Raw genomic sequence first — 23,088 nt, forward strand, 5'->3', positions numbered from 1 at the left:
TTATATGTAGAAAATATAAAATCGCTTACTTTTCCATTTTATCAAAAATTATCTTAATTTAGCGAGTTTTTTAACTATACTTCACGCGAAAAGAATGGGTGTGGGAAGGGGTGTTTACTATCTTTACTTCCACATTGCTAACAGAAGCGAACGGTGAGGGACCTTTTTTTATTTCTTCAATAAATTTTTGGATGTTGCTTTCTTCACCTTCAGCATCAATTTCGACTTTTTGATCGTCTCGATTTCGTACCCATCCGTTAATGGAGCATTCCATTGCTTTTAGCTGCGTGTAGTGACGGAACCCAACTCCTTGAACGCGTCCGTCCACAATCATATGCACATGTTTTTTCACTGTTTTCACCTCACAGGCAATTTTCCCTTTTTTATAAAAAAGAAAACAACTACAATCTTACTTTTCACTGTATAATAGAAAAAGACATTGTAAGACTTTAACAGTTTTGATGTAGATTAAATAAGAAAGAAGGGTTATGAATGCAAGCAGCAGCACGAACGCAGCAAGCGCAGCCGGCGACGATTTATCGTATTTTATTTGCTATTAGTTTAGGCCATTTCCTAAATGATTGTATGCAGTCCGTTATACCGGCACTTTTTCCTGTCCTTGAAAAATCGATGAATTTAAACTACACGCAAATCGGCTGGATTGCCTTTGCTTTAAACATGACGTCATCGATTATGCAGCCGGTGTTCGGCGTATTTGCCGATAAGCGTCCCTCGCCATTTTTATTGCCAATTGCAATGTGTTTAAGCATGATTGGTATGGTTGGGCTCGCTTTAGCGCCAAATTTTTATTTTGTGATTATATCTGTCTTATTTGTAGGATTTGGCTCAGCTATTTTTCACCCCGAAGGTTCTCGCGTAGCGTATATGGCAGCAGGGGGAAAACGGGGGCTGGCGCAGTCTATTTATCAAGTTGGCGGAAATACAGGACAGTCGATGGCTCCGCTATTTACGGCATTTATCTTTATCGGACTTGGTCAGTTTGGAACGATTTGGTTTACGTTAATTGCAGGTATCGGCGTAGTGGTTTTGTATAGCGTCTCTAAATGGTATAAATCGGAGTTAGCTACTCGTCAACGCTTAAAGAAAAAGCAGTCAGATGCTTCATTTACGATGAACAAGCAAATTATTTTTGCAGTTGGACTTTTAATTTTTCTAGTTTTTGCACGTTCATGGTACGGAGCAGGCATCCTTAATTTCTTTCAGTTTTATATCATTGAAAAATTTAATTTGCCTATCAAAAGCGCTCAGCTTTACGTTTTTTTATTTATGATTGCAGGGGTGTTTGGAACATTCTTTGGAGGTCCGCTTGCCGATCGTTTCGGAAAACGAAATATTCTATTGTTTTCTATGTTAGGTTCAGTACCGTTTACTTTATTACTGCCTCATGTTTCTCTAGGAGTGGCAGCACCTCTTTTAGTACTAATCGGCTTTATTCTTCAGTCAAGTTTCAGCGTCACGGTCGTCTATGCTCAGGAGCTGATGCCAGGAAAAATCGGCTTGGTTTCCGGCTTAATTGTAGGTCTTGCTTTTGGAATGGGAGCTTTAGGAGCTGTTGTATTCGGTAAATTAGCCGACGTCTTCAGCCTTCAGTTTATTATGCTGTTTTGCAGCTATCTTCCAATTCTAGGGCTGCTAACATGGCTGTTACCGAGCGATAAGCGTGTGAAAGAAATGCACGAAGCAAAATAAGAAAAAGAAAAAGCAAACGCGCCTTAGCGTTTGCTTTTTCTATGAGCGTGAAGCAAATTTCAAGACGGATTCATATTTTTCTCCTACAATAGAGACAATAGAAATTGAAAATCGAAAGGAAGAATCACCTATGATTAAGCTAAGCGTATTGGATCAGTCTCCTGTTTCAAGCGGATCAACACCAAAGGAAGCGTTGAAACGCACGGTAGAGCTGGCTAAATTAACGGAAGAGTTGGGCTACCATCGCTTTTGGGTAGCGGAACATCATAATACGAATGGTCTTGCGGGTTCATCTCCGACACTATTAATGACGCACTTAGCTTCTCAAACGAGCCGAATCCGCATTGGATCTGGAGGAGTCCTTCTTCCTCAATACAGTCCGTATAAAGTAGCAGAAGATGCTCAGCTGCTTGAAAATCTGTTTCCGAATCGAATTGACTTAGGTCTTGGACGGTCACCTGGAGGTGATGCGCTTACCCGGCTAGCGCTGACAGATGGAGTTCGTAAAAGCCTCAATGAATTCCCTCGGCAAATTCAAGCGTTAAAAGGACATCTTGAGCATAATTTGCCGTCGGATCATCCGTATTACGGCGTGACGGCTTATCCGCTGAGCGAAACAAAGCCAGAACTGTGGCATCTTGGTATTAATAAAAGAGGAGCGAGATCAGCTGCTGAATTGGGCATCTCTTTTACGTTTGGACACTTTATTTATTCAGTTGGAGGACAAGAAGCCATTCGTCATTATAAACAAGAATTTATCCCTTCTTCGTATCAATCAACGCCTAAAACCAACGTATGCGTATTTGTAGTATGTGCAGAAACAACAGAAGAAGCTGAGGAACACGCTAAAACGTTAGATGATTGGCTGTTGAAAGTAGCTAAAGGCGGAGATACAACGGTTTCATCGATAGAGGAAGTGCGCAATCGTTCTTATTCAGAAGAAGAGCTCAAAAAAATAAGCACCAATCGTCCTCGTATGATCGTAGGAAATCCAGCTGAAGTAAAACAAGGATTAACTCAGCTGCAGCAAAAATATGATAACGACGAATTTTTAATTATTACAAATATCCATGATTATGAAGCAAAAAAGAAGTCTTATGAACTGCTTGCAGAGCTATTTCCTCAACCCTCATTTTTTTAAGAAAAAGATGGGGTTTTTTTACGGGATTAAATGTTAGAATATTTAAAAAGGAGGAGTGACATGCACGTAGATCAAAAAAGTGTAAGCAACCAAACTAATAAGATTACCTATACACATATTAAAACAGGAGGGCCTCGCATTTGTTTTATGTTTTCAGGTCTAGGCTATACGTACGAAAAGCCGCTGTTGTATTATGTGACAATGCTGATGCTAAAACACGGAATTGACGTTGTTCATATTCACTATACATATTCAAAAGAGCTCATGACAAAGTCTACAGATGAGATTGCAGACGTTATGATGAAAGACATTGACCTTGTGCTGCAAGACGTTTTATCTCACAATAACTATAAAAATATCATATTTGCAGGAAAATCACTTGGGACGATTCCACTGATTCAGCGAGTTATGAAAGATGAAGTCTACAAAGATGCAGTGATGCTTTTACTGACGCCGCTTTTAACCAGGTCGGAACTGTTTGAAAGTTTACTAGAAAACACTCATAAAGGTCTTCTTGTAATAGGAAGTCGTGATTACTATTATGCCGAAGAAGTTTACCGATTAAAAACAAACAAGATGAATATTGAAGTGATTGAAAACGCTGATCATTCATTGGACGTTTTGTATTCTCCTGTGGAATCGTTAAAGGCGCTAGAAACCGTTTTGAATGGCATAGAAAAGGTTCTTTGAGATAGGAAGTAAGGAAAGGAGGAAAAAATGGATACGCTACGTGAAATTATTTGCGAAAAAAGAGCCTACAGCTATTCACCTCATACTCATAATCATAACTACAGTCAGCTTTTGTTTCCGCTAGCAGGTGCTCTTGATATTCAAGCAAGTGAGCAGCACTTAACGCTACAAGAAGGATGCTTTTACATTCCGCCTCGTCAGCTTCATACGTATCAAGCTAAAAATACAAATGAATGTTTAGTTGTTGATATTCCGTTGAAATTTACAGAAAGTGCGCATCTTTCTCAACAAGCCGCTTTTATTCAATGGGATTCAACATGGAAAGCAATTCGCTACCTTTTACTTGATGGGCTTCAAAAAAGCGCTGACAGAGGGGCGCTTGAAGATTTAGTCCGTTACATTCAGCATTATTTGCCAAAGAAACAAACGTTTAAATCCATTGATTATCTTCATGCTAACTTTAATCAAGAGCTAAACATAGAAAGTCTTGCCAAGATGGAAAATTACCATCCTGCCTATTTTTCTGCTTGGTTTAAACAAAAAACGGGCTATTCGCCTCAAAGCTATGTAGCGCGTATACGTTTAAAGAAAGCAAAAGAATTGTTAAAAGAGAGCAGCTATTCGATAACGTATATTGCGCACGAAGTCGGCTATTACAGCTTGTCTTCATTCACCAAATGGTTTGCAAAACAAGAAGGAGTCTCACCCACGCAATATCGAAGTATCTTAAAAACAGACAAATAATATCATAAAAGCGGAAAAACTTTTTTCTTTCTTTTAGCTATGATAAAAGAAAGGAGATGGAAATATGAATACTTCATTATCAAAAATACTTATTTTATGTGCAGCTGTACTATGGGGAACAACAGGGACTGCCCAAGCTTTAGCATCTGCTGAAGTACATTCCGTGGCAATTGGAGCGGTGCGTTTAGCTGTAGGGGGACTGTCGCTTCTTGCAGCTTGTCTTATTCCAAAAAAGAAAGTGGACGTAAGAAACCTTCCTATTCTGCCCCTTGCGGTTGCTGCAGCAAGTATGGCCGCTTATCAGCCGCTGTTTTTTTCAGCCGTTATCAAAACGGGTGTTGCAGTAGGGACAATGGTAGCAATTGGGAGTGCGCCGCTTTTGTCAGGAATGTTAGATTACATAGTGTACCGCAAGAAACCTACAAAAAAGTGGTTGCTTGCTACGTTTACGGGTATTATAGGGTGCTGCAGCTTGTTGTTAAAAAAAGATAGTCAAATCGACGTGATAGGTTTAGGTATGGCGATAGGAGCAGGGGCGTCTTTTGCTTGCTATACGACTGTTAATAAAAAAATTGTTCAGCATGTTGATCCGCAAGTAGGCGCTTCTCTTGTGTTCACAACAGCTGCTGTTCTACTAATCCCATGCTGGTTTATATATGATATGAGCTGGCTAGTTTCTTTAAATGGAATGGGCATTGCTCTTCACTTAGGAATACTTACGACGGCTCTTGCTTATGTATTATTTTCTACAGCGCTTAAGTCGGTGCATGCGTCTACCGCCGTGACGTTATCATTAGCAGAGCCCGTTACCGCTTTTTTATTGGGCGTCTTTTTCTTAGGAGAATCTCTAACTTTGGTGAACATATGTGGAGCAGCACTAGTATTTGCTAGCTTAGCGTTTTTAACGTATTCTCCGAAATCATCGCTAAATCAAGAGGTGCGTATATAAAAAAAACCCCTTTCTCTAGAGAAAGGGGATTTCTTATTAAGCGTACATGCTAGCTACTTGTTTTTGCAGGTTGCTGTCTTCTAAATACTCATCGTACGTCATTTGCTTGTCAATTACTCCGTTTGGCGTAATTTCAATTACACGATTTGCAATCGTTTCAACGAACTGATGGTCATGAGATGTGAAAATCATTGAACCTTTGTAGCTGATAAGTCCATTGTTTAGTGCTGTGATTGATTCTAAGTCAAGGTGATTCGTAGGATCGTCTAGTAAAAGAACGTTTGAACCGCTTAGCATCATTTTAGAAAGCATACAGCGAACTTTTTCTCCTCCGGAAAGAACGTTGGCTTTTTTCAACACTTCTTCACCAGAGAATAGCATTCTGCCTAAGAAACCGCGTAAGAAGCTTTCGCTTTGGTCATTAGGTGAATACTGACGCAGCCAGTCTACTAAATTTAAATCTCCGTTTTCAAAGTACTCGGAGTTGTCTTTTGGGAAAAAGGCTTGAGACGTTGTCACACCCCATTTGTACGTACCGCTGTCTGCTTCCATTTCACCCATTAAAATCTTCATTAATGTTGAATTTGCAAGTTCGTTGCGGCCTACAAGAGCGATTTTGTCATCTTTATTCATAATAAAGCTTACGTTATCAAGCACTTTTACGCCGTCAATTGTTTTTGTTAGACCTTCAACGCGAAGTACGTCATTTCCAATCTCACGTTCCGGCGTGAAGTTCACATACGGATAGCGACGAGAAGAAGGGCGGATGTCATCTAATGAAATTTTATCAAGCAATTTTTTACGAGACGTTGCTTGTTTTGATTTCGATGCATTTGCGCTAAAGCGAGCGATAAAGGCTTGAAGCTCTTTAATTTTTTCTTCTTTTTTCTTGTTCGCATCTGACGCCATTTTTTGTGCTAATTGACTTGATTCATACCAGAAATCATAGTTACCAACGTAGACTTGGATTTTACTGAAGTCAAGGTCAGCAATGTGCGTACATACTTTGTTTAAGAAGTGACGGTCATGAGATACAACAATGACTGTGTTTTCAAAGTTAATTAAGAACTCTTCTAACCATTGAATTGCTTGAATATCCAAGTTATTCGTAGGCTCATCTAAAAGTAATACATCAGGTTTTCCGAATAAAGCTTGTGCAAGAAGCACTTTTACTTTTTCACTACCCGTTAGTTCAGCCATTTTTTTTGCGTGAAGATCTTCAGAAATACCTAATCCTTTTAAAAGAATAGCTGCTTCTGATTCTGCTTCCCAACCGTTTAATTCAGCAAATTCACCTTCAAGCTCAGCTGCTTTCATTCCGTCTTCATCTGTGAAGTCTGCTTTCATATAAATAGCATCTTTTTCTTGCATTACTTCATAAAGGCGAGCGTGCCCCATAATAACGGTTTTCATAACTTCTTGATCTTCATATTCGAAGTGGTTCTGTTTTAAGACAGCAAGGCGTTCGCCAGGGCCCATATGTACATCACCAGTTTGAGATTCAATTTCACCAGATAAAATTTTTAAAAACGTTGATTTTCCAGCACCGTTTGCGCCGATTAATCCATAACAGTTACCAGGCGTGAATTTAATATTCACATCTTCAAATAACTTTCGGTCGCCAAATCGTAAACTTACATTACTAACTGTAATCATGTATGAGCAGTCCTCCAAATTCAATATCTATAAAATTATACCATTCTTTTGAGATAAGAGCGATATGAATACAATATTTCAAACATAAAGTGTAACCGACACTTTAAGCACTCGTCAACTATTTAAGGGGATTTTTGAGAGGTAAAACTTTAATTATTCTAGCATTCACCAAAACATTGAGCAGCAAACCAGCATGTATAATCCTTCAGTAATCAGCTCTTTTTCATTTTTAAGATGGATGTTGTATTCTTTTGTATAAGAAACAAAAAGAAGAATAATACTACCTGGTAAATAAAAGAATTTTTATGAAGTAAACACTGATATTTTATGGGTGTTTATTTCTAAAATTGGTTTGACATAGACATAAATAGGGTGATTATCATGTGGAAATTAGTTGTTTCCTATCTTCCAGAAGGGCCAGTTTTTATACAAGCAGTTCTGGTTTTTTTCATCCCGTATATAATCTACAAATTATTAAGCGGGATTCGTAATTCAGAGGAAGAGTGATGGAAGTGAAAAAATGGAAATCGGCAGTAAAAAAAATAGGTAACCATGCGAACGAGAAGGAAAAGAAACAGGAATCTATACATCAAGATTCATCTAATCATGTTACGGATCATTTAGCTTTAACGCTAGAAGTAATTAAAAATGAAATTGGTCATAATTCCGACGTTCATTTTCGTGAGTTTATTATAGGACGCACCAGCATTCAGGCAGCTATTATTTTTGTAGAGGGGCTCTCAGATAAAGATCTTATTGAAAAACATATTTTGTCATCATTGATGGCTGATTTTTCAAAAGAATATCAACAGGATCAGCTTTACGTAAAGGGAAGCCTTTCAAAACAGTTTATTAAAAGCCAAGTATTATCAATTAGTGATGTAGAAGAGGTCCATTCTATTAAAGAAGTAATATCAAAAGTCTTAACAGGATCTACGGCTCTTTTAATTGACGGAATATCACCTGCTTTAATTCTTGGTACAAGCAAAGTAAAAACAAGGACAATTGAAGAGCCCGTATCAGAAGCATTGGTGAGAGGGCCAAGAGTAGGCTTCACTGAATCGTTAAGTGATAATACTTCTTTATTAAGAGGAAGCGGAGATATTGAAAATTTGTCGCTGGTGAAATTTCAAGTAGGAAAGCGTTCCAAAAAAGACTTGGTTGTTGCTTACATAAAGGAGATTGTTGATCCAGAGCTAGTTGAAGAAGTAGAAAAACGAATTAAAAAAATTGATCTTGATAATGTGCCGGAGTCAGGATATGTTGAACAACTCATTGAAGATAATTACCTTAGTCCCTTTCCCCAGGTGCAGAATACGGAGCGTCCCGATCGTGTAATTGCTGCTTTGATGGAAGGGAGAGTAGCCATTTTATTAGACGGGACGCCTTTTGCTTTGATCGCCCCTGTTACGTTTAGCATGATGTTACAGTCGCCGGAAGATTATTATGAAAGGTGGATTCCTGGTACATTCATTCGTTTTCTTCGTTATATCGCAGTGGTTCTTTCCCTTTTTACACCGGCTTTGTATATTGCGTTTATTTCATTTCACCCAGGGATGATTCCGACTAAATTGGCTATTTCCATTATAGGAACAAAGTCTGGAGTGCCATTTCCAGCCCTTATAGAAGCCTTATTTATGGAAATAGCTATCGAAATCTTGAGAGAAGCTGGACTCAGGCTACCAAAACCAATTGGTCCAGCAATGGGGATTGTCGGTGGATTAATTATTGGAGAAGCTGCTGTGCAGGCAGGGATTGTTAGCCCTATTTTAGTTATTATTGTAGCGTTAACTGCCATTTCATCGTTTGCTATTCCGCAATATAGCGTCGGGATTTCATTGCGTATTCTTCGCTTTATAGCTATGCTATGTGCTGCCATACTTGGATTATATGGAGTCGTTTTATTTTTCCTTTTTATGACCAGTCATTTGGTGAAACTAAAAAGTTTTGGCGTATCTTATATGAGTCCAGCGGTACCCTATCGTTTAAGTGAATGGAAAGATTTGATGGTCCGTATGCCTCTTATGATGATGAAAAGACGTCCAAAGATGATGCATACCAAAGATTCTCTACGAAAAGGATAGCAGCTTATGATAAAAGGAAGTGAACTAGTGGTAATGATAAATTCAAACGATCGTATTACGACGCCACAAACAGCTATTATTGTCATCAATTTTATACTTGGAACCGGTATTCTGACGTTGCCTCGAACAGCTGCGGAACAAGTGAAAACACCAGATGTGTGGTTAACTGTTATTCTAGGAGGAATAGTCACCATGATAGCAGCGATAATCATGGTGAGATTAAGCCGAAAATTCCCTGGGAAGACGTTTTATCAATACAGTAAAGAAATTACAGGGAAATGGTTGAGTAAGTTAATTAGCTTACTAATGATAGGTTATTTTTTACTGCTTGGTGGTTTTCACGCCCGTTCATTAGCAGAAGTAACTGGATATCTCTTGCTGGAAGGAACGCCGACGTGGGCTATTATTATGCCATTTATGTGGATAAGCCTCTATTTAATTAGAGGGGGCATTAATCCAATCGCTCGACTGTTTGAAATTATATTCCCCATTACCGTTATTCTTTTTTTACTGGTAGCTTTTATGAGTATGAAAATATTTGAAATAGATAATCTGCGCCCAGTACTTGGATCAGGAGTCCTTCCTGTACTAAAAGGGGTAAAAACAACTGCTCTTGCCTTCACGGGTCCTGAAATCATATTAATCATTTTAGCTTTTATGAAAGAACCACACAAAGCAGGAAAAGCTGTGCTGGTTGGAATTACTATTCCTATATTTATTTATGTGATTACTGTTGTAATGGTTATCGGAGCATTATCGATTGATGGAGTAGTAATAAGAACATGGCCAACGCTCGATTTAATAAGGAGTTTTGAGCTGACAGGCTTGATTTTTGAACGATTTGATTCCTTGCTGCTAGTTGTATGGATCATGCAGATGTTTGCTTCTTTTACTATTAATCATTACGCCGCTTCATTAGGACTGTCTCAGCTTTTCCAAAAAAACATTCATCCATTTATGTATGGTTTGCTTCCGGTTATATATCTTATTTCCATGATTCCTAAAAATATTAATGATGTATTTAAATTGGGAGATGTGATTGGCAATATCGCCTTAGTTTTATTTGGCTTTTTGCCGCTGCTTCTTCTCATTATTTCAAAAGTAAAGGGAGTAAAGTATGAAACCGACCTTTGACCATTTCCAGTTCCTATTGATTTTGTTTTCTGTTTTTTTGCTCTTTCCTCTGGCAGGCTGCTGGAGCAGTCATGAAATTGAAGAGCAAAGTTTTGGAGTGGGTGTGGCCTATGATAAAGTTAAGGAGTCCATAGCTGAAAAAGAATTTGATGAACAAGGAGAAGGATATACTAAAAAGAACCTGATTACGTCAACTTATCAACTTATCACTCCTCAAGTCGCAAGTTCAACTACTAAACAAGGAGGACCGCAGCAGAAATCTTACGTAAATATCTCGGAAACAGGAGATTCTCCTTTTCAAATGCTTCGTGAATTATCTTTAAGAAGTGACACTCCTTTAACTAGTCCCCATATGAAAGTAATGGTTATCAGTGAGGCCCTTGCACGAGCGTATAGTTTAGAGCAATTAGTGGACCAAACTCTTCGGGACAATGATTTTAGACCTAGTTGCCTTGTGTTTATTAGTAAAGGAAGAGCTAGCGACACGTTAGAATCAAAAACACCAGGAGAGATCCCAGCTTTCCACTTGTATGGAATGATAGACAATACTTATCGAACAATGCGAATTTTACCACCCATGCAGCTTATTAAATTAGCAAGCAAAATTCAAACAGGATCTAGTTTTCTGTTGCAAAATGTATTATCGGCAAATGGGGAAATCAAATTTGCTGGTGCTGCTATAATTAAAGGGAAAACAAACAAAATGATTGGGTTTTTGAATGAAGAAGAACTAGATGGTCTGACTTGGATCACAGGCAAAGGGAAAGGCGGACTAGTGAAAAGCTTTGATAAAAAGACCGGTCAGCTGATTGTATACGAAATAGAATCTATGAAAAGTCATATTGAACCTCATGTTAAAGGAAATAATATCTCTTTTGATGTACACATTGAATCAGTGGGAAGGCTATCTGAAAGCTGGATGACCTCAGGGAGCTCTTTTAACAATCAATTTTTACAAAACGCGCAAAAAACTTCAGAAAAAAAAGTAAAGAACCTGGTAAGACACGTACTAGAAAAAATGCAAACAAAATATAAAGTTGATGTGGCGGGATTTGGAAATCAATTGAGAATTAAGCAGCCCAGAGCATGGATGAGGGTCAAAGAAAATTGGGATCAAACATTTAGTGAAGTGCCAATTGACTATGATGTAAAGTTAACGATTAAAGATTATGGAGCATCCGGCTCAAAAAAGTAAGCAACCGACTGTAACTTTGCTTATTTTTATGTCAGAAATGAAAAAAGCCCCCAAGAATAATGAGCTCAGAACTTCCCACGAAATACTCATCACATGCTTAGTACGGAGACCTCAACAAATAACAAATAAGAGCTGCCGGTTTTCGACAGCTCTTATTTGTTATTCAAAAATATAAGCTAATGCTTGAAGAGCCTGTTCTGGCGTTTCGACTACAACCTGGGCTTTGTTTGACAGTTCTTTAAGCGGATGGTGCAGTTTTTCAGGGCGAACCAAAATTAGCGGTTTATCTAATGCAATGGCTGTCGCCGCATCCATTGCGCTGTTCCACTGCTTGTATTTTTCGCCAAATAAAGCAATAACCACATCAGATTTTTTAAGGAGCACCTGCGTACGTAAATTATTAATTTGAGAAGCAGCTTCATCTTTTAAGACAGCGTTAGGCTGTTTTCCTAAAATTTCTTCTCCAATGTTGTCGGAGCGGTCATGGTCTGTCATGGGACCGACAAAGGTAAGGGGAAGGTTTAATTGTTCTGCTTGGTTTTTAATTTCGTCTCTCCAGTTATCGTGAATTTGCCCGGCAAGGTATACGGTTAAGTTCATTATGTAGAAGTCCTCCTCTAACTAAAGTTTGTTTTATTTTATCAAATGTAAGCCGATAATACGAATGATTTGAATGGGCTACTTTTCCAAAAATAAGGTTATAGTAGACAAATAGTTAAAAAAGAGAAACAATAGAAAGCGTATTGCTAATTAAAGAAAGGATGTACATGATGACAGAAACAGTGCTACAAGTAGATCATGTCAGTAAAGTAATTGGGAAGAAAACCATTTTGCATGATGTATCCTTATCGGTTGAGCGCGGTGAGATTTTCGGATTGCTTGGTCCGAACGGCTCTGGAAAAACAACGTTAATTCGTACCGTCGTAGGACTCATCAAAGAAACAGAGGGAACAATTATCGTCAATGGATTTCCTTTAAAAGAACAGTTTACATCAGCTATGAAATCAATTGGAGCGATTATTGAAAACCCTGAGTTTTATGATTATCTGACGGGCTATCAAAATTTAAAACACTTTGCGAATATGCATGAAGGGATCACATCAGAACGCTTGGATGAAGTGATTGCTTTAGTAAAGCTTGAAAACAGCATTCATGCAAAAGTGAAGACGTATTCTCTTGGGATGAGACAGCGTTTAGGAGTAGCTCAAGCTATTTTACATAAGCCTGCATTGCTTTTACTAGACGAACCAACAAACGGTCTAGACCCAGCGGGAATGAGAGAATTTCGTACATATTTACAAACCCTCTGCAGGGAAGAAGGAATTTCGATCTTAATCGCGAGCCACTTATTAAAAGAAGTAGAAGCACTATGTGACCGCGTTGGCATTATTCAAGACGGTGAGTTAAAAGCCATTCAAGATCTATCTCCAAATCGTCAAGATCAAGGAACGTACGTAGAATTTGAAGTGTCTGATGCGCAAAAAGCAGCGGATCTTTTATCACAAGAATTTGAAGTAACGATGAGATCACATAGTATCGACGTGACGATTGTAAAAGAACAAATTCCAGCTGTGAATAAAAAATTAGTGGACAGCGATATTTTAGTCTACCGAATCACTCCTGTGTATGAGACGCTTGAAGATTCGTTTATGTCCGTTACGGAAGGAGAGCACCATGCTTAAGCTAATTCAAAATGAACATATGAAATGGTTTCATAAAAGAAGTACAAAAGTCACGTTTATTACAATCGGTATTTTAACTCTTTGTATGGCTCTTTTAATGAAGAAAGTAGCAAACAGTGCAGGAACAGAAGACAACATTTTGAACTTCCTGTCATTTAGTTCAGGTATGCTGATTCTCGTTCAATTTTTCGCGCTTGCTGTTGGAGGGTCAATGGTTGCAAAAGAGTTTGAAGCAGGTACCATTAAGCTTCTTTTAATTCGCCCTGCTAGACGTTCAACGATTTTAGCATCCAAGTACATAACCCTCATTTTAATTAGCTTGTATTATTTACTGAGCTATTTGCTTTTTTCGTTTGTATGGGGAGCATTGTTCTTTGGCTTTACCAGTCTAGAAGGAGATGCGCAGCTGCTTAAAAACATTACGCTTACGTATGACAGCGCGTATATGGAAACGTTTATGATGATGACATTTGCATTCATGCTGTCGTCTTTATTTAGAAACAGCGCGCTTGCTTCCAGTCTGGCTATTGTCGTAAGTATCGGGGCGAAAGCTGTAGCAGGACTGGTATCAGAATTAGGCTTATGGTGGGGGAAATTTTTATTATTTGCCAACACGAACTTTGTGCAGTATATGGACGGAATGAAGCCGCTGTTTGACGGCATGACGATTCCATTTTCAATCTTTATTTTAGTCGCTCATTTTGTCTTCTTTATGGGCGTAGCTTGGGCAGCGTTTTTAAAACGAGACGTAGCTAATTAATGTGAGAATTTTCGCACTATATATTTTTCTAAAATAGCATTTGACAATTAAATAAAAAGAGATTACAGTAGTGAAAGACTATTTTTAAAACAACTATAAACTTCTTATCAAGAGAGACGGAGGGACTGGCCCTATGATGTCTCGGCAACTGGCTGTACGCAGTGCGGTGCCAAATCCAGCAGACGATGTTTCGTTTGGAAGATGAGAAGGGTAATCTTATGATACAAATAAGAGACCTCTTCTTATCAATAAGAAGAGGTCTTTTTTTATTACGTAAACAAGAGGTGTTAAGAATGGAACAACAAAAAGGAAACGGCTGGGCGCTGTTACCGCTGGGCGTCTTTTTAGTCCTGTTTGTCGGATCAGGAATTATAACGGGAGATTTTTATAAGCTGCCTGTATTAGTAGCCATTATCATTGCAGCCATCGTGGCGCTGGCTATGAACCGCAAAGATTCACTTAATGTAAAAGTGGAGCGTTTTGCTAAAGGAGCAGGGCATCCTGATATCATTATTATGGTGCTTATTTTTATTTTAGCAGGTGCTTTTTCTCAAGTTGCTAAAGGCATGGGAGCTGTTGATTCAACGGTAAACTTAGCGCTTTCTGTGCTTCCGCAAAGCTTAGTGGTAGTCGGAATCTTTGTTATTGGCGCATTCATTTCCATTTCGATGGGAACATCAATGGGAACAATCGCTGCGCTAGGGCCTATTGCTGTAGGAATCAGTGAGCAAGCGCATGTATCCATTACATTGGCCATTGCTGCCGTTATTGGTGGTGCAATGTTTGGAGATAATTTATCGATAATTTCTGATACAACCATTGCAGCAGTTCGTACGCAAAAAACAAATATGTCAGATAAATTAAAAGTAAACTTTTTTATTGTCCTTCCTGCAGCGATTGTTACGGTAATTTTATTGCTTGTAATGACGCTAGGCAATACATCATCAGTAGAAATTAAAGATTTTAGCTGGTTTAAAATCTTGCCTTATGTCGGCGTACTCGTTGCTGCCATATTTGGTGCAAACGTATTAAGCATTTTAACCGGAGGAATTGTGCTAGCCGGCGTGATTGGATTAGCTGACGGAAGCTACACGCTTTCTTCTCTTGCTAAAACTGTGACAGAAGGTATTGGCGGAATGTCAGAGTTAATTATTTTATCTCTGCTAATCGGCGGAATGGTTGAGCTTATTCGCTATAATGGCGGTATTCAGTTCTTATTGAATTTATTAACACGACGCATTCAAACAAAAAAAGGCGGAGAATTCAGCATCGCTGGACTGGTAAGTTTAACAAATTTAGCAACGGCTAATAACACGATTTCAATTATTACGGCAGGTCCGTTAGCAAAAGAAATCTCTGATAAGTATTCAATTGATAATCGTAAATCAGCCAGTCTGCTTGACTTGTTTTCATGCAGCGTTCAAGGGCTTATCCCTTACGGCGCGCAAATGCTTCTCGCAGCAGGATTTGCTAAAGTTTCACCGATTGAGATTATTCCATTTACATTCTACCCAATGTTAACAGCGGTTTGCGGGATCATTGCAATTGTAATTGGATTTCCTCGTTTAAATAAAAAGTCAAAGTCATCTAAAGAAGCTGCGTAATATCAAACCCTTAAAAAGAATGTTCTTTTTAAGGGTTTTTTACTGTTTAAAAAAATCAGTCGGCTTTTCATCATCTAACTCCTTCCAAAGCGTCTCGTTCTGTTTAAGTGCATAAGCCGCTCCTCCAATTTCAATTCCGCATAATAAAATGAATAATAAAATACCCATGAAATGACCTCCTTACGTAAATGAGTAAAAACACGATGGTAACGGGTTTAGCTTCTTGCTGTTTCACTTTATAATGAGAATAAAGTATGAAACGCGTTTCAGCGCAAGAGAAAAAGGTGAAAACATGACAAATATCCGAGATATCGCAAAAAAAGCTGGTGTATCTGTTTCGACTGTATCCCGGGTGCTAAATCATCATCCGTATGTAAAAGAAGAAAAACGCCGGCTGGTAGAGCAGGTTATTCACGAACTTAATTATGAACAAAACATTAATGCCGTTCACTTATCAAAAGGGAAAACAAATATGATTGCCGTCGTCTTGCCTTTTATTAATCATCCGTATTTTAGTCTGCTTTTAGAAGGAGTGGCATCTCAGGCGTTAGAAAAGCAGTATCAGCTTGTTATTTGTCAGACGAACTATGATGTAAAAAAAGAAGAAGAAGCGCTTCATATGCTAAAAACAAAGCAAGTTGATGGAGTGATTATTTGTTCTAGAGCAAGCAGCTGGAGCACGATTGAATATTATCAGCAGTACGGGCCGATAGCCGTGTGCGAAAACGTACAGAATCGTTCTATTCGCTCCGTTTACGTTGATCATTATGCAGCTTTTAAGCAGGCGCTTATGTATTTAAAAGAAAAAGGATATACGGATATTGGCTACTGTATTGGAAGGATGACGGGTACGAATAGTCAACAGCGGCAACAAGCATACAAAGAATATGTAGAAAGAATAAATCAGCCTTATCATCCGGAATGGGTTTTTCAAGGCTGTTTGAACGTGACAGATGGTGAAAAAGTGGTGGAAAAACTAGTGCAGATGAAAAATCGGCCTCAGGCGCTTTTAGTAACAAACGATCAAGTAGCTATCGGAATAAAAGCTCAGTGCGAACAAGCGGGTATTTCAGTTCCTGGTGAATTAGCTATCATTGGTTTTGATAATCATCCGCTTTCTTCTTATTTACAAATAACAACGATCGAACTTCCTCTTAAGGAAATGGGAGAAACGCTTTTTACATTAGTGGGAAGCAAGGTTCTTCAGAAAATTGAGCTCCCTTTTCGGTTTATTGAGCGTAAAAGCGTATGAATTCTTGATGATGCCATGAGGTGTTTTTACCGGATAAAATGAGCAAAAGCGGACATCATACGAGTAAAGAAAGAAGAAAAGGATGATGATCGTGGAGAAAAAAGAATATCAAGTGGGAGATCAAGTATTTGTTATTTACCGAAATCCTCATACGGCAAACGTTGCGAATATTAATCAGGCTGAAATTGTTGAACATCCCGAAAACAAAGGTGAAAAGGCGCTGTTTTTACATGAGTCTTACCATTTGTTAGCTGAAGATGATGCCGTATATTCAACGTATGAAGAAGCTGAAAAAATGTATAATAAGATATTTGATTATGAACAATATGACTGATGCAAGGCTCTCTTAACGGAGAGTCTTTTTTGTTTGAAAAATAATTACCAAGGATAGAGTCTTTTTATTTTTCAAACGCTATTAGTACTAGAAAAAAGGAAGTGTACATGATGATAAAACCTTTTGTACCTCAATTAGTATATATTGAGCCAGGGGCAATGGAGTACCCGCTTGGTGTTCAATTAAAAGAAAAATTTGAGAAGATGGGAATTGAGATTCGTCAAACAACTTCTCATAATCAAGTGCGTAATATACCGGGAAAAAATGATTTGCAAAAATACCGCAATGCCAAGTCGACTTTAGTAGTTGGCGTGCGTAAAACATTGAAATTTGATACATCTAAACCGTCAGCTGAATATGCAATACCATTTGCAACAGGGTGTATGGGGCATTGTCACTATTGCTATTTGCAGACAACAATGGGAAGCAAACCATATATTCGCACGTACGTGAATGTTGAAGAAATATTAGGTCAAGCAGAGCAATATATGCAGGAGAGAGCCCCTCAAATAACGCGATTTGAAGCGGCTTGTACATCTGATATCGTAGGAATTGACCATTTAACACATTCATTAAAGCGGGCGATTGAGTATTTTGGGGAAAGTGAACTAGGTCAACTGCGCTTTGTGACTAAATTTCATCACGTGGATCATTTATTGGATGCTAAACATAATGGTCGCACGCGCTTCCGCTTTAGCATAAATGCAGATTATGTTATAAAAAACTTTGAACCTGGTACATCTCCTCTTGATTACCGGATTGAAGCTGCTAATAAAGTTGCAAAAGCCGGATATCCACTTGGCTTTATTGTGGCGCCTATTTACATTCATGAAGGTTGGCAAGAGGGATACCGTCAGTTGTTTGAAAAGCTGGACGCCTCTATACCTGAGGAGTCCAGAGATGATATTACGTTTGAAATGATTCAGCATCGCTTTACCAAGCCGGCCAAGCGGGTAATCGAGAAAAATTATCCGAAAACAAAGCTTGAGATGAATGAAGAGGAGCGCCGCTACAAGTGGGGGCGTTACGGAATTGGAAAATATGTATACGCAAAAGATGAAGAACAAGAATTAAGAGAAACATTAGAATATTACATTGATCAGTATTTTCCGAATGCAAAAATCGAATACTTTACGTAATTATTCTACAGTAATTGAAAAGTTATTCTGACGCCTTAGTCAAAATAACTTTTCAATTTTTAATGTAAAAAAATAAATTACTTGCTAATAAGTTGAAAAAAAGAGGTTATTTTTATCGCTTGTCGTATTACATACAAAAGGGAGGTGACTGAGATGTTAAAAAATGAAGAGTTTGCGCTAACAAAAGAATTAACAAACGAACAGCAAGAAGCTGCACGGAATTTTATTCAAGTGTTGTTCCAAGAGAATTTATCTGAATTTTGGAACATATTATGTGATATCGACAAGTCTCGGATTTACGGCTTGTATGAAGCAAACCATTATTATGATTCTGATATTGAACTACATGGGTTTGTACAAGAAATAAGAGATAATGTAAGAGCTGTTTATGCGCCTCTTCAAGGGCAAGGGGGTATTTCGACGAAAGTTCGATATACAAGCGAAGGAAAGATGTATGTATACATATTAGGCAGTGGCGAAAACCCTAAGGTATATCCTGTTGGATTAATGCCTGAAACATATATCGAACAAGAACGTTTTTCTCAGCGGCTTCAAATTAGCATTTATAACGACGAGTTTCGAAACGTTGCCCTATAAACCATATATTATATATGGAAAAATAAAGAATAATAAAATTAATTTGTTAAAATAGCAATATTTGGGGTATGTAATAGGTATAACATTAAAAAGGGGTGAAAGAAATGCATTATTATCGTATTTCAGAGGGAGACCATGAAGAGTATTGTGAAACGATTCTGCTTCATGAAAAGAAGTTTTGCAAAGAAACATTTCAATCTATGGTGCGAGAAGCAATGAATAATAAGCCCGGTAAAATTGACCGTGTGGATATTGTTAAATATTTAATTGGTCACCATAGCTTTCAAGTAGCCCACATCGAAGCGGGATTTCATAGTACATACAGCGAGAAAGTGACATAAAAAATGCAGCACATCCTATACAACGAACTTTTCTTTTGAAAAGGGCGCTGTATTTTTTTTTGCTAAAAATAGAATGTTTCTAAGTAATATTCCTTTTAATGGTATAATAGTTAAGTTCTGTAAGATATACATATAAAAACCACAAATACTTTAAAGAGAAAGGGTGAGGAAACATGGAAAAAGAAAGAATAGAAGAACTTGAACGAAAAATAAGCAGTTTAGAAGAAGACGTAGCCAGGCTAAAGTCGCTCGTATATAAAACAAATTCTCCAAAGCCAAAAACAGTTCATCTTCCTCCCAAGCAGCGCGAGGAGACCACTAAACGTCCTGCTCAAACAACAGCTAAAAGTTCACAGGCAATAGAAGAACCTGTTGATTGGGAAAAAGTCCTTTTTCAAACATGGCTGCCGAGAATTTTTATTTTTGTATTTATTATTGGCGTGCTATGGGGATTTAAAGCAGCTTCTGACTATGGGTTAATGAATGAAAAAGCAAAAGTTGTTCTCGGTTTCGTTGTTTCAATAGGTTTTGCTGTGACAGGTCATTTCCAAATTAAAAAGGGCAGGTTGGTGCTCGGGCAAGTACTTGCAGGAGGAGCTATTCCTATTCTCATGTTAACGACGTTTGCGATGCATAGCCTGTATCATTTAGCGGGACCAACGCTTGCTTTTATACTAAATGCGAGCTGGATTATCCTAGGGATTATCGCGACAGTCTTTTATCGTTCACAGGCATTAGGTATTATTAGCGCAGTTGGAGGCGTACTCGTTCCTTTTCTTATTGAAAGTAATTCGCCTAATGCGCTCGTTTTCATTGGCTATGAAACGCTTCTGTATATTGCCTTTTTATATGTGGCAATCAAACAAAAATATTCAATTTTATATGTTCTTTCCGCGGTACTATTAAATCTTACGCTACTCATTTATTACTCGTTTGTTGGTGATAATGGTGTAAAAGAGTTATTAGGTATGGCGATTCTTATTCAGCATTTATGCTTAATTTCAAGTTTTTTTCTATCACAATCCGTACTCCAAGTATATGCGTTTACCCTTCTATCGAGTTTAGCAGTTACGTACGGCTGGCTGCTCGCCGTTTTTGACGATGGCACGACCACAATGGTGCTGCTTGCGCTAGTTATTATTTACGCATTAGGTGTTTACGCCGTAAGAAGTTCTAAAGAGAAATTTGAATTTTTTATTACCTATTTAATTGTTGCAGTAGCGTTTTTTATTCATCAGCTCGTCGATTTAAGAGAAGGAGTCATTTTATATGTGATTCAAGGACTGGCTGTTTACTATATCGCCATGACGTATAAAAATCTACTTCATCAACTATTTTCTTATACGATTTATATACTGAGCGCAACGTATATCTTAGTTACACCAATCGAACAAGTACTGTCTCTTCCGACATTAAATTGGCTTGTTGTGTTAGCTTCTATTCTAGTATTTATTTGGATCAGCATTCAAAAAACAGAAAAAGATGAGCACGATACGTTCAAAATTGGAGGAGGTATTGTTTTTTCTATTCTTTCTTTAATTTTTGCTACGGAAGTTGCGGCCGCTGGCACCAATCATCTTTCCGCTAATCCGCAAACGCTTATTATGACGGCCGTTTGGTTAGGACTGTCCATTGCAGCATTTATAATAGGATCACTTAAAACGTTTAAAACAGCAACGTATATCGGCGTGGGCATTTTGTTCTTAACACTTTTTAAACTCGTTTTATACGATTTACCTTTTATCCCAATGGCTATACGGGCCTTGTTATTTATTGTCTTAGGAGCTATCGGTTTAATTATCTCGCGACTATTTTATAAAAAGAAGTAGCTAGAAGCTGAAGAGAAATTCTTCAGCTTTATTTATTATAATATTATTATGTAAACTTAATCTTGAAGTCGTACAAAAAGTATACAATCATGTATAATGGAACAAGTGAATTGGAGGTATACATAAAATGAAATCACTTGTATTAGCAGAAAAGCCAAGTGTAGCACGTGATCTTGCGCGCGTACTTGGCAGCACCCAAACAAAAAAAGGGTATATTGAAGGACCAAAGTATGTCGTAACATGGGCACTCGGTCATTTAGTTGAATTACAAACACCAGAGGATTATGATAACCAATATAAAACGTGGCGATTAGAAGATCTGCCAATCATGCCTGAGAAAATGAAATTAAAAGTAATTCGTAAAGTGAGTTCTCAGTTTCGCACAGTATCCGATCTAGCAAAAAGAAAGGATATTGGAGAGTTAATTATTGCGACTGATGCAGGGCGTGAAGGAGAACTTGTAGCACGCTGGATTATGGAAAAGGTACGCTGGAACAAGCCGTTTAAACGCCTTTGGATTTCGTCTCAAACGGATAAAGCAATTCGTGACGGGTTTAAACAGTTAAAACCAGGAAAAGAGTTTAATCGCTTGTATGATTCAGCCGTTTGCCGTTCAGAAGCCGATTGGCTTATCGGTTTAAACGTAACGAGAGCGTTAACGACTAAATATGAAGAACCATTGTCGGCAGGAAGGGTACAAACACCGACGCTGGCGATGATAATTGAGCGTGAACAAGTAATTAATACATTCAAACCTAGTGAATATTGGACGCTTACAGCTCAGTTTTCATCTTTTGAAGCGGCTTGGCAAAAGGGCAATGAAAAGCGCATCTTTGATGAAAAACGCGCAAAAGAGCTGCACTCAAAATTATCAGGTGAGGCAGTTGTAAAAACAATTAAGCGCAAAATGCATAAAGAAGCGCAGCCGCTTCCTTATGACTTAAACGAACTGCAGCGAGATGCTAACAAACGCTTTAACTTCTCTGCTAAGAAGACATTGAATGTACTTCAAAAGTTATATGAACAGCATAAGTTAGTCACGTATCCGCGTACAGATTCCCGTTATTTAACAACAGATATGGTTTCTACTATGAAAGAGCGCTTGGAAAGCATCTCTGCTGTATATAAAGAAGAGGTTCGTCCAATTTTAAGAAATGCACAGTTGCCAAAGCGAGTGGTTAATAACGAAAAAGTAAATGATCACCATGCTATTATCGTAACGGATCAGCCTGTATTTCTACAGGACTTATCAGCTGATGAACGAAAGCTGTATGACTTAATTGCAAAGCGATTTATTTCATTATTTTATCCTGCATATGAGTATGAAGTGGTTAAAGCAGAGCTTGAAGTAAATGGGGAACAGTTAGTAGCAAGCGGAAAGCAAGTCGTGAATGCAGGCTTCAAAAAAGTTTCTGGCGGAGACTCAGAAGCAACGGTGAAGCTGCCTGATATGGAAGAAGGCAGCAAGCTGCTCATTCAAGATGTAACGATGAAGAGTGCATTTACAGAGCCGCCGCAGCGCTATACAGAAGCGGATCTTCTTGGACAAATGGAAAAACATAATTTAGGTACCCCGGCAACACGTGCAGATATTATTGAAAAACTTCTGCAGAATGAATCCATTGATCGCCAAAACAATCGTCTGCACGCAACTAAAAAAGGGAAGCAGCTGATTGACCTAGTAGCAGATGAGTTAAAGTCGCCTGAGCTTACGGCTAAGTGGGAACGTGACTTAGAAGCAATTGCTAAAGGAAAAGGAAATGCAAAAGAGTTCTTAACAAATATTCGCGAACAAACAGAAAAGCTAGTTAAGCAAGTAAAAACGAGTAATCAAACGTACAAACCTCATAATTTAACGGGCTCTAAGTGTCCGGAATGCGGTTCTTTCTTGAAAGAAAAGAAAACAAAGCAAGGAAGAGTGCTCGTTTGTTCAAGCCTGGAGTGCAGCTATAGACGCGCAAAAGACCCTAAACTATCAAATCGACGCTGTCCGCAGTGTCATAAGCGAATGGAAATTCACTCAGGAAAAGCGGGCACGTACTTCCAATGCCGTTCATGTCAAGTAGTGGAAAAAGCTGAGGACAAAAAGAAAAAGATTTCAAAACGAGAAGAACGAAAGCTTCTCAACAAATACAACGATGATGGAGCATTTGGTTCAAGCTTGGGTGATGCTTTAAAACAAGCCCTTCAAGATAAAAAAGATAAATAATGTGGAAAAGTGCGATACCACGGTATCGCACTTTTTTC

22 protein-coding genes and 1 riboswitch are annotated in these 23,088 nt (G+C 38.3%); of the genes, 18 read left to right on the forward strand and 4 right to left on the reverse strand.

Going from position 1 to position 23,088, the window contains the following annotated elements:
• Positions 1–70 precede the first annotated feature (70 nt).
• Positions 71–352 carry an acylphosphatase gene (locus ACFX4W_RS19620; RefSeq protein WP_028408645.1) on the reverse strand — a complete coding sequence of 94 codons (282 nt, stop codon included), beginning with the start codon at positions 350–352 and terminating at the stop codon, positions 71–73.
• Between the two features lie 140 nt (positions 353–492).
• Between ACFX4W_RS19620 and ACFX4W_RS19625 the strand changes: the two genes are divergently transcribed.
• The 5 genes from ACFX4W_RS19625 to ACFX4W_RS19645 all read left to right on the forward strand — a co-directional run bounded on the left by ACFX4W_RS19625 (position 493) and on the right by ACFX4W_RS19645 (position 5,234).
• A complete protein-coding gene (locus ACFX4W_RS19625; protein WP_013083032.1) occupies positions 493–1,710 on the forward strand; it encodes an MFS transporter in 1,218 nt (405 codons plus the stop codon).
• Between the two features lie 130 nt (positions 1,711–1,840).
• On the forward strand, positions 1,841–2,851 hold the full coding sequence (locus ACFX4W_RS19630) for an LLM class flavin-dependent oxidoreductase (RefSeq protein WP_043982309.1): 1,011 nt from the start codon (positions 1,841–1,843) through the stop codon (positions 2,849–2,851).
• Between the two features lie 60 nt (positions 2,852–2,911).
• The gene (locus ACFX4W_RS19635; RefSeq protein WP_043982311.1) at positions 2,912–3,541 is read left to right on the forward strand and encodes an alpha/beta family hydrolase; all 630 of its coding nucleotides are present in this window, start codon (positions 2,912–2,914) and stop codon (positions 3,539–3,541) included.
• Positions 3,542–3,568: 27 nt separating this feature from the next.
• Complete coding sequence (locus ACFX4W_RS19640; protein ID WP_043982313.1) at positions 3,569–4,285, forward strand: helix-turn-helix domain-containing protein; 717 nt, start codon at positions 3,569–3,571, stop codon at positions 4,283–4,285.
• A gap of 64 nt (positions 4,286–4,349) precedes the next feature.
• Positions 4,350–5,234, forward strand: coding sequence for a DMT family transporter (locus ACFX4W_RS19645; protein ID WP_043982315.1), 885 nt, complete (start codon positions 4,350–4,352; stop codon positions 5,232–5,234).
• A 36-nt stretch (positions 5,235–5,270) separates the two neighbouring features.
• Here the strand turns inward: ACFX4W_RS19645 and ACFX4W_RS19650 are convergent, their stop codons facing one another.
• A complete protein-coding gene (locus ACFX4W_RS19650; RefSeq protein ID WP_013083037.1) occupies positions 5,271–6,890 on the reverse strand; it encodes an ABC-F family ATP-binding cassette domain-containing protein in 1,620 nt (539 codons plus the stop codon).
• Between the two features lie 506 nt (positions 6,891–7,396).
• Between ACFX4W_RS19650 and ACFX4W_RS19655 the strand changes: the two genes are divergently transcribed.
• From ACFX4W_RS19655 to ACFX4W_RS19665, 3 genes are read left to right on the forward strand one after another with little or no spacing between them, the layout of a single operon-like run.
• Positions 7,397–8,974 carry a spore germination protein gene (locus tag ACFX4W_RS19655; protein ID WP_043982319.1) on the forward strand — a complete coding sequence of 526 codons (1,578 nt, stop codon included), beginning with the start codon at positions 7,397–7,399 and terminating at the stop codon, positions 8,972–8,974.
• 6 nt (positions 8,975–8,980) lie between these two features.
• A complete protein-coding gene (locus ACFX4W_RS19660) occupies positions 8,981–10,108 on the forward strand; it encodes a spore germination protein (RefSeq protein WP_043982321.1) in 1,128 nt (375 codons plus the stop codon).
• A complete protein-coding gene (locus ACFX4W_RS19665) occupies positions 10,092–11,303 on the forward strand; it encodes a Ger(x)C family spore germination protein (protein WP_043982322.1) in 1,212 nt (403 codons plus the stop codon). The genes ACFX4W_RS19660 and ACFX4W_RS19665 overlap by 17 nt, the downstream gene beginning before the upstream one ends.
• A 159-nt stretch (positions 11,304–11,462) precedes the next feature.
• On the opposite strand, the gene ACFX4W_RS19670 is transcribed toward ACFX4W_RS19665, so the two are convergent.
• A complete protein-coding gene (locus ACFX4W_RS19670; RefSeq protein ID WP_025752263.1) occupies positions 11,463–11,903 on the reverse strand; it encodes a YtoQ family protein in 441 nt (146 codons plus the stop codon).
• Positions 11,904–12,073: 170 nt separating this feature from the next.
• On the opposite strand from ACFX4W_RS19670, the gene ACFX4W_RS19675 reads away from it, so the two are divergent.
• The 3 genes from ACFX4W_RS19675 to ACFX4W_RS19685 all read left to right on the forward strand — a co-directional run bounded on the left by ACFX4W_RS19675 (position 12,074) and on the right by ACFX4W_RS19685 (position 15,349).
• Positions 12,074–12,985 carry an ABC transporter ATP-binding protein gene (locus ACFX4W_RS19675; protein WP_043982326.1) on the forward strand — a complete coding sequence of 304 codons (912 nt, stop codon included), beginning with the start codon at positions 12,074–12,076 and terminating at the stop codon, positions 12,983–12,985.
• Positions 12,978–13,745 carry an ABC transporter permease gene (locus ACFX4W_RS19680; protein ID WP_280559553.1) on the forward strand — a complete coding sequence of 256 codons (768 nt, stop codon included), beginning with the start codon at positions 12,978–12,980 and terminating at the stop codon, positions 13,743–13,745. Before ACFX4W_RS19675 ends, ACFX4W_RS19680 begins: the two co-directional genes overlap by 8 nt.
• Before the next feature lie 101 nt (positions 13,746–13,846).
• Positions 13,847–13,953: riboswitch (SAM riboswitch) on the forward strand.
• 85 nt (positions 13,954–14,038) lie between these two features.
• Positions 14,039–15,349: a Na+/H+ antiporter NhaC family protein gene (locus tag ACFX4W_RS19685; RefSeq protein ID WP_043982329.1), complete on the forward strand. Its 1,311-nt coding sequence runs from the start codon at positions 14,039–14,041 to the stop codon at positions 15,347–15,349.
• A 39-nt stretch (positions 15,350–15,388) separates the two neighbouring features.
• Here ACFX4W_RS19685 and ACFX4W_RS19690 read toward each other — a convergent pair whose 3' ends face one another.
• A complete protein-coding gene (locus tag ACFX4W_RS19690) occupies positions 15,389–15,517 on the reverse strand; it encodes a hypothetical protein (protein WP_013083044.1) in 129 nt (42 codons plus the stop codon).
• A gap of 124 nt (positions 15,518–15,641) precedes the next feature.
• Between ACFX4W_RS19690 and ACFX4W_RS19695 the strand changes: the two genes are divergently transcribed.
• The 7 genes from ACFX4W_RS19695 to ACFX4W_RS19725 all read left to right on the forward strand — a co-directional run bounded on the left by ACFX4W_RS19695 (position 15,642) and on the right by ACFX4W_RS19725 (position 23,050).
• Positions 15,642–16,601 carry a LacI family DNA-binding transcriptional regulator gene (locus tag ACFX4W_RS19695; RefSeq protein WP_043982330.1) on the forward strand — a complete coding sequence of 320 codons (960 nt, stop codon included), beginning with the start codon at positions 15,642–15,644 and terminating at the stop codon, positions 16,599–16,601.
• 85 nt (positions 16,602–16,686) lie between these two features.
• Positions 16,687–16,935: a transcriptional regulator SplA domain-containing protein gene (locus ACFX4W_RS19700; RefSeq protein ID WP_016764006.1), complete on the forward strand. Its 249-nt coding sequence runs from the start codon at positions 16,687–16,689 to the stop codon at positions 16,933–16,935.
• Positions 16,936–17,045: 110 nt separating this feature from the next.
• Entirely contained in the window at positions 17,046–18,074 is a 1,029-nt protein-coding gene (gene splB / locus ACFX4W_RS19705; protein WP_025752275.1) for a spore photoproduct lyase, read from the forward strand.
• Between the two features lie 153 nt (positions 18,075–18,227).
• Positions 18,228–18,671, forward strand: a complete 444-nt coding sequence (locus ACFX4W_RS19710) for a hypothetical protein (protein WP_029321599.1) — start codon at positions 18,228–18,230, stop codon at positions 18,669–18,671.
• 104 nt (positions 18,672–18,775) lie between these two features.
• Positions 18,776–19,012, forward strand: coding sequence for a hypothetical protein (locus tag ACFX4W_RS19715; protein ID WP_013056931.1), 237 nt, complete (start codon positions 18,776–18,778; stop codon positions 19,010–19,012).
• A 173-nt stretch (positions 19,013–19,185) separates the two neighbouring features.
• The gene (locus ACFX4W_RS19720) at positions 19,186–20,841 is read left to right on the forward strand and encodes a DUF2339 domain-containing protein (protein WP_280559554.1); all 1,656 of its coding nucleotides are present in this window, start codon (positions 19,186–19,188) and stop codon (positions 20,839–20,841) included.
• 127 nt (positions 20,842–20,968) lie between these two features.
• A complete protein-coding gene (locus ACFX4W_RS19725; protein ID WP_280559555.1) occupies positions 20,969–23,050 on the forward strand; it encodes a DNA topoisomerase III in 2,082 nt (693 codons plus the stop codon).
• The last annotated feature ends 38 nt before the right edge of the window (positions 23,051–23,088 follow it).

This window comes from Priestia sp. YIM B13489 (assembly GCF_042787645.1).
GTDB classification, from domain to species: domain Bacteria; phylum Bacillota; class Bacilli; order Bacillales; family Bacillaceae_H; genus Priestia; species Priestia megaterium.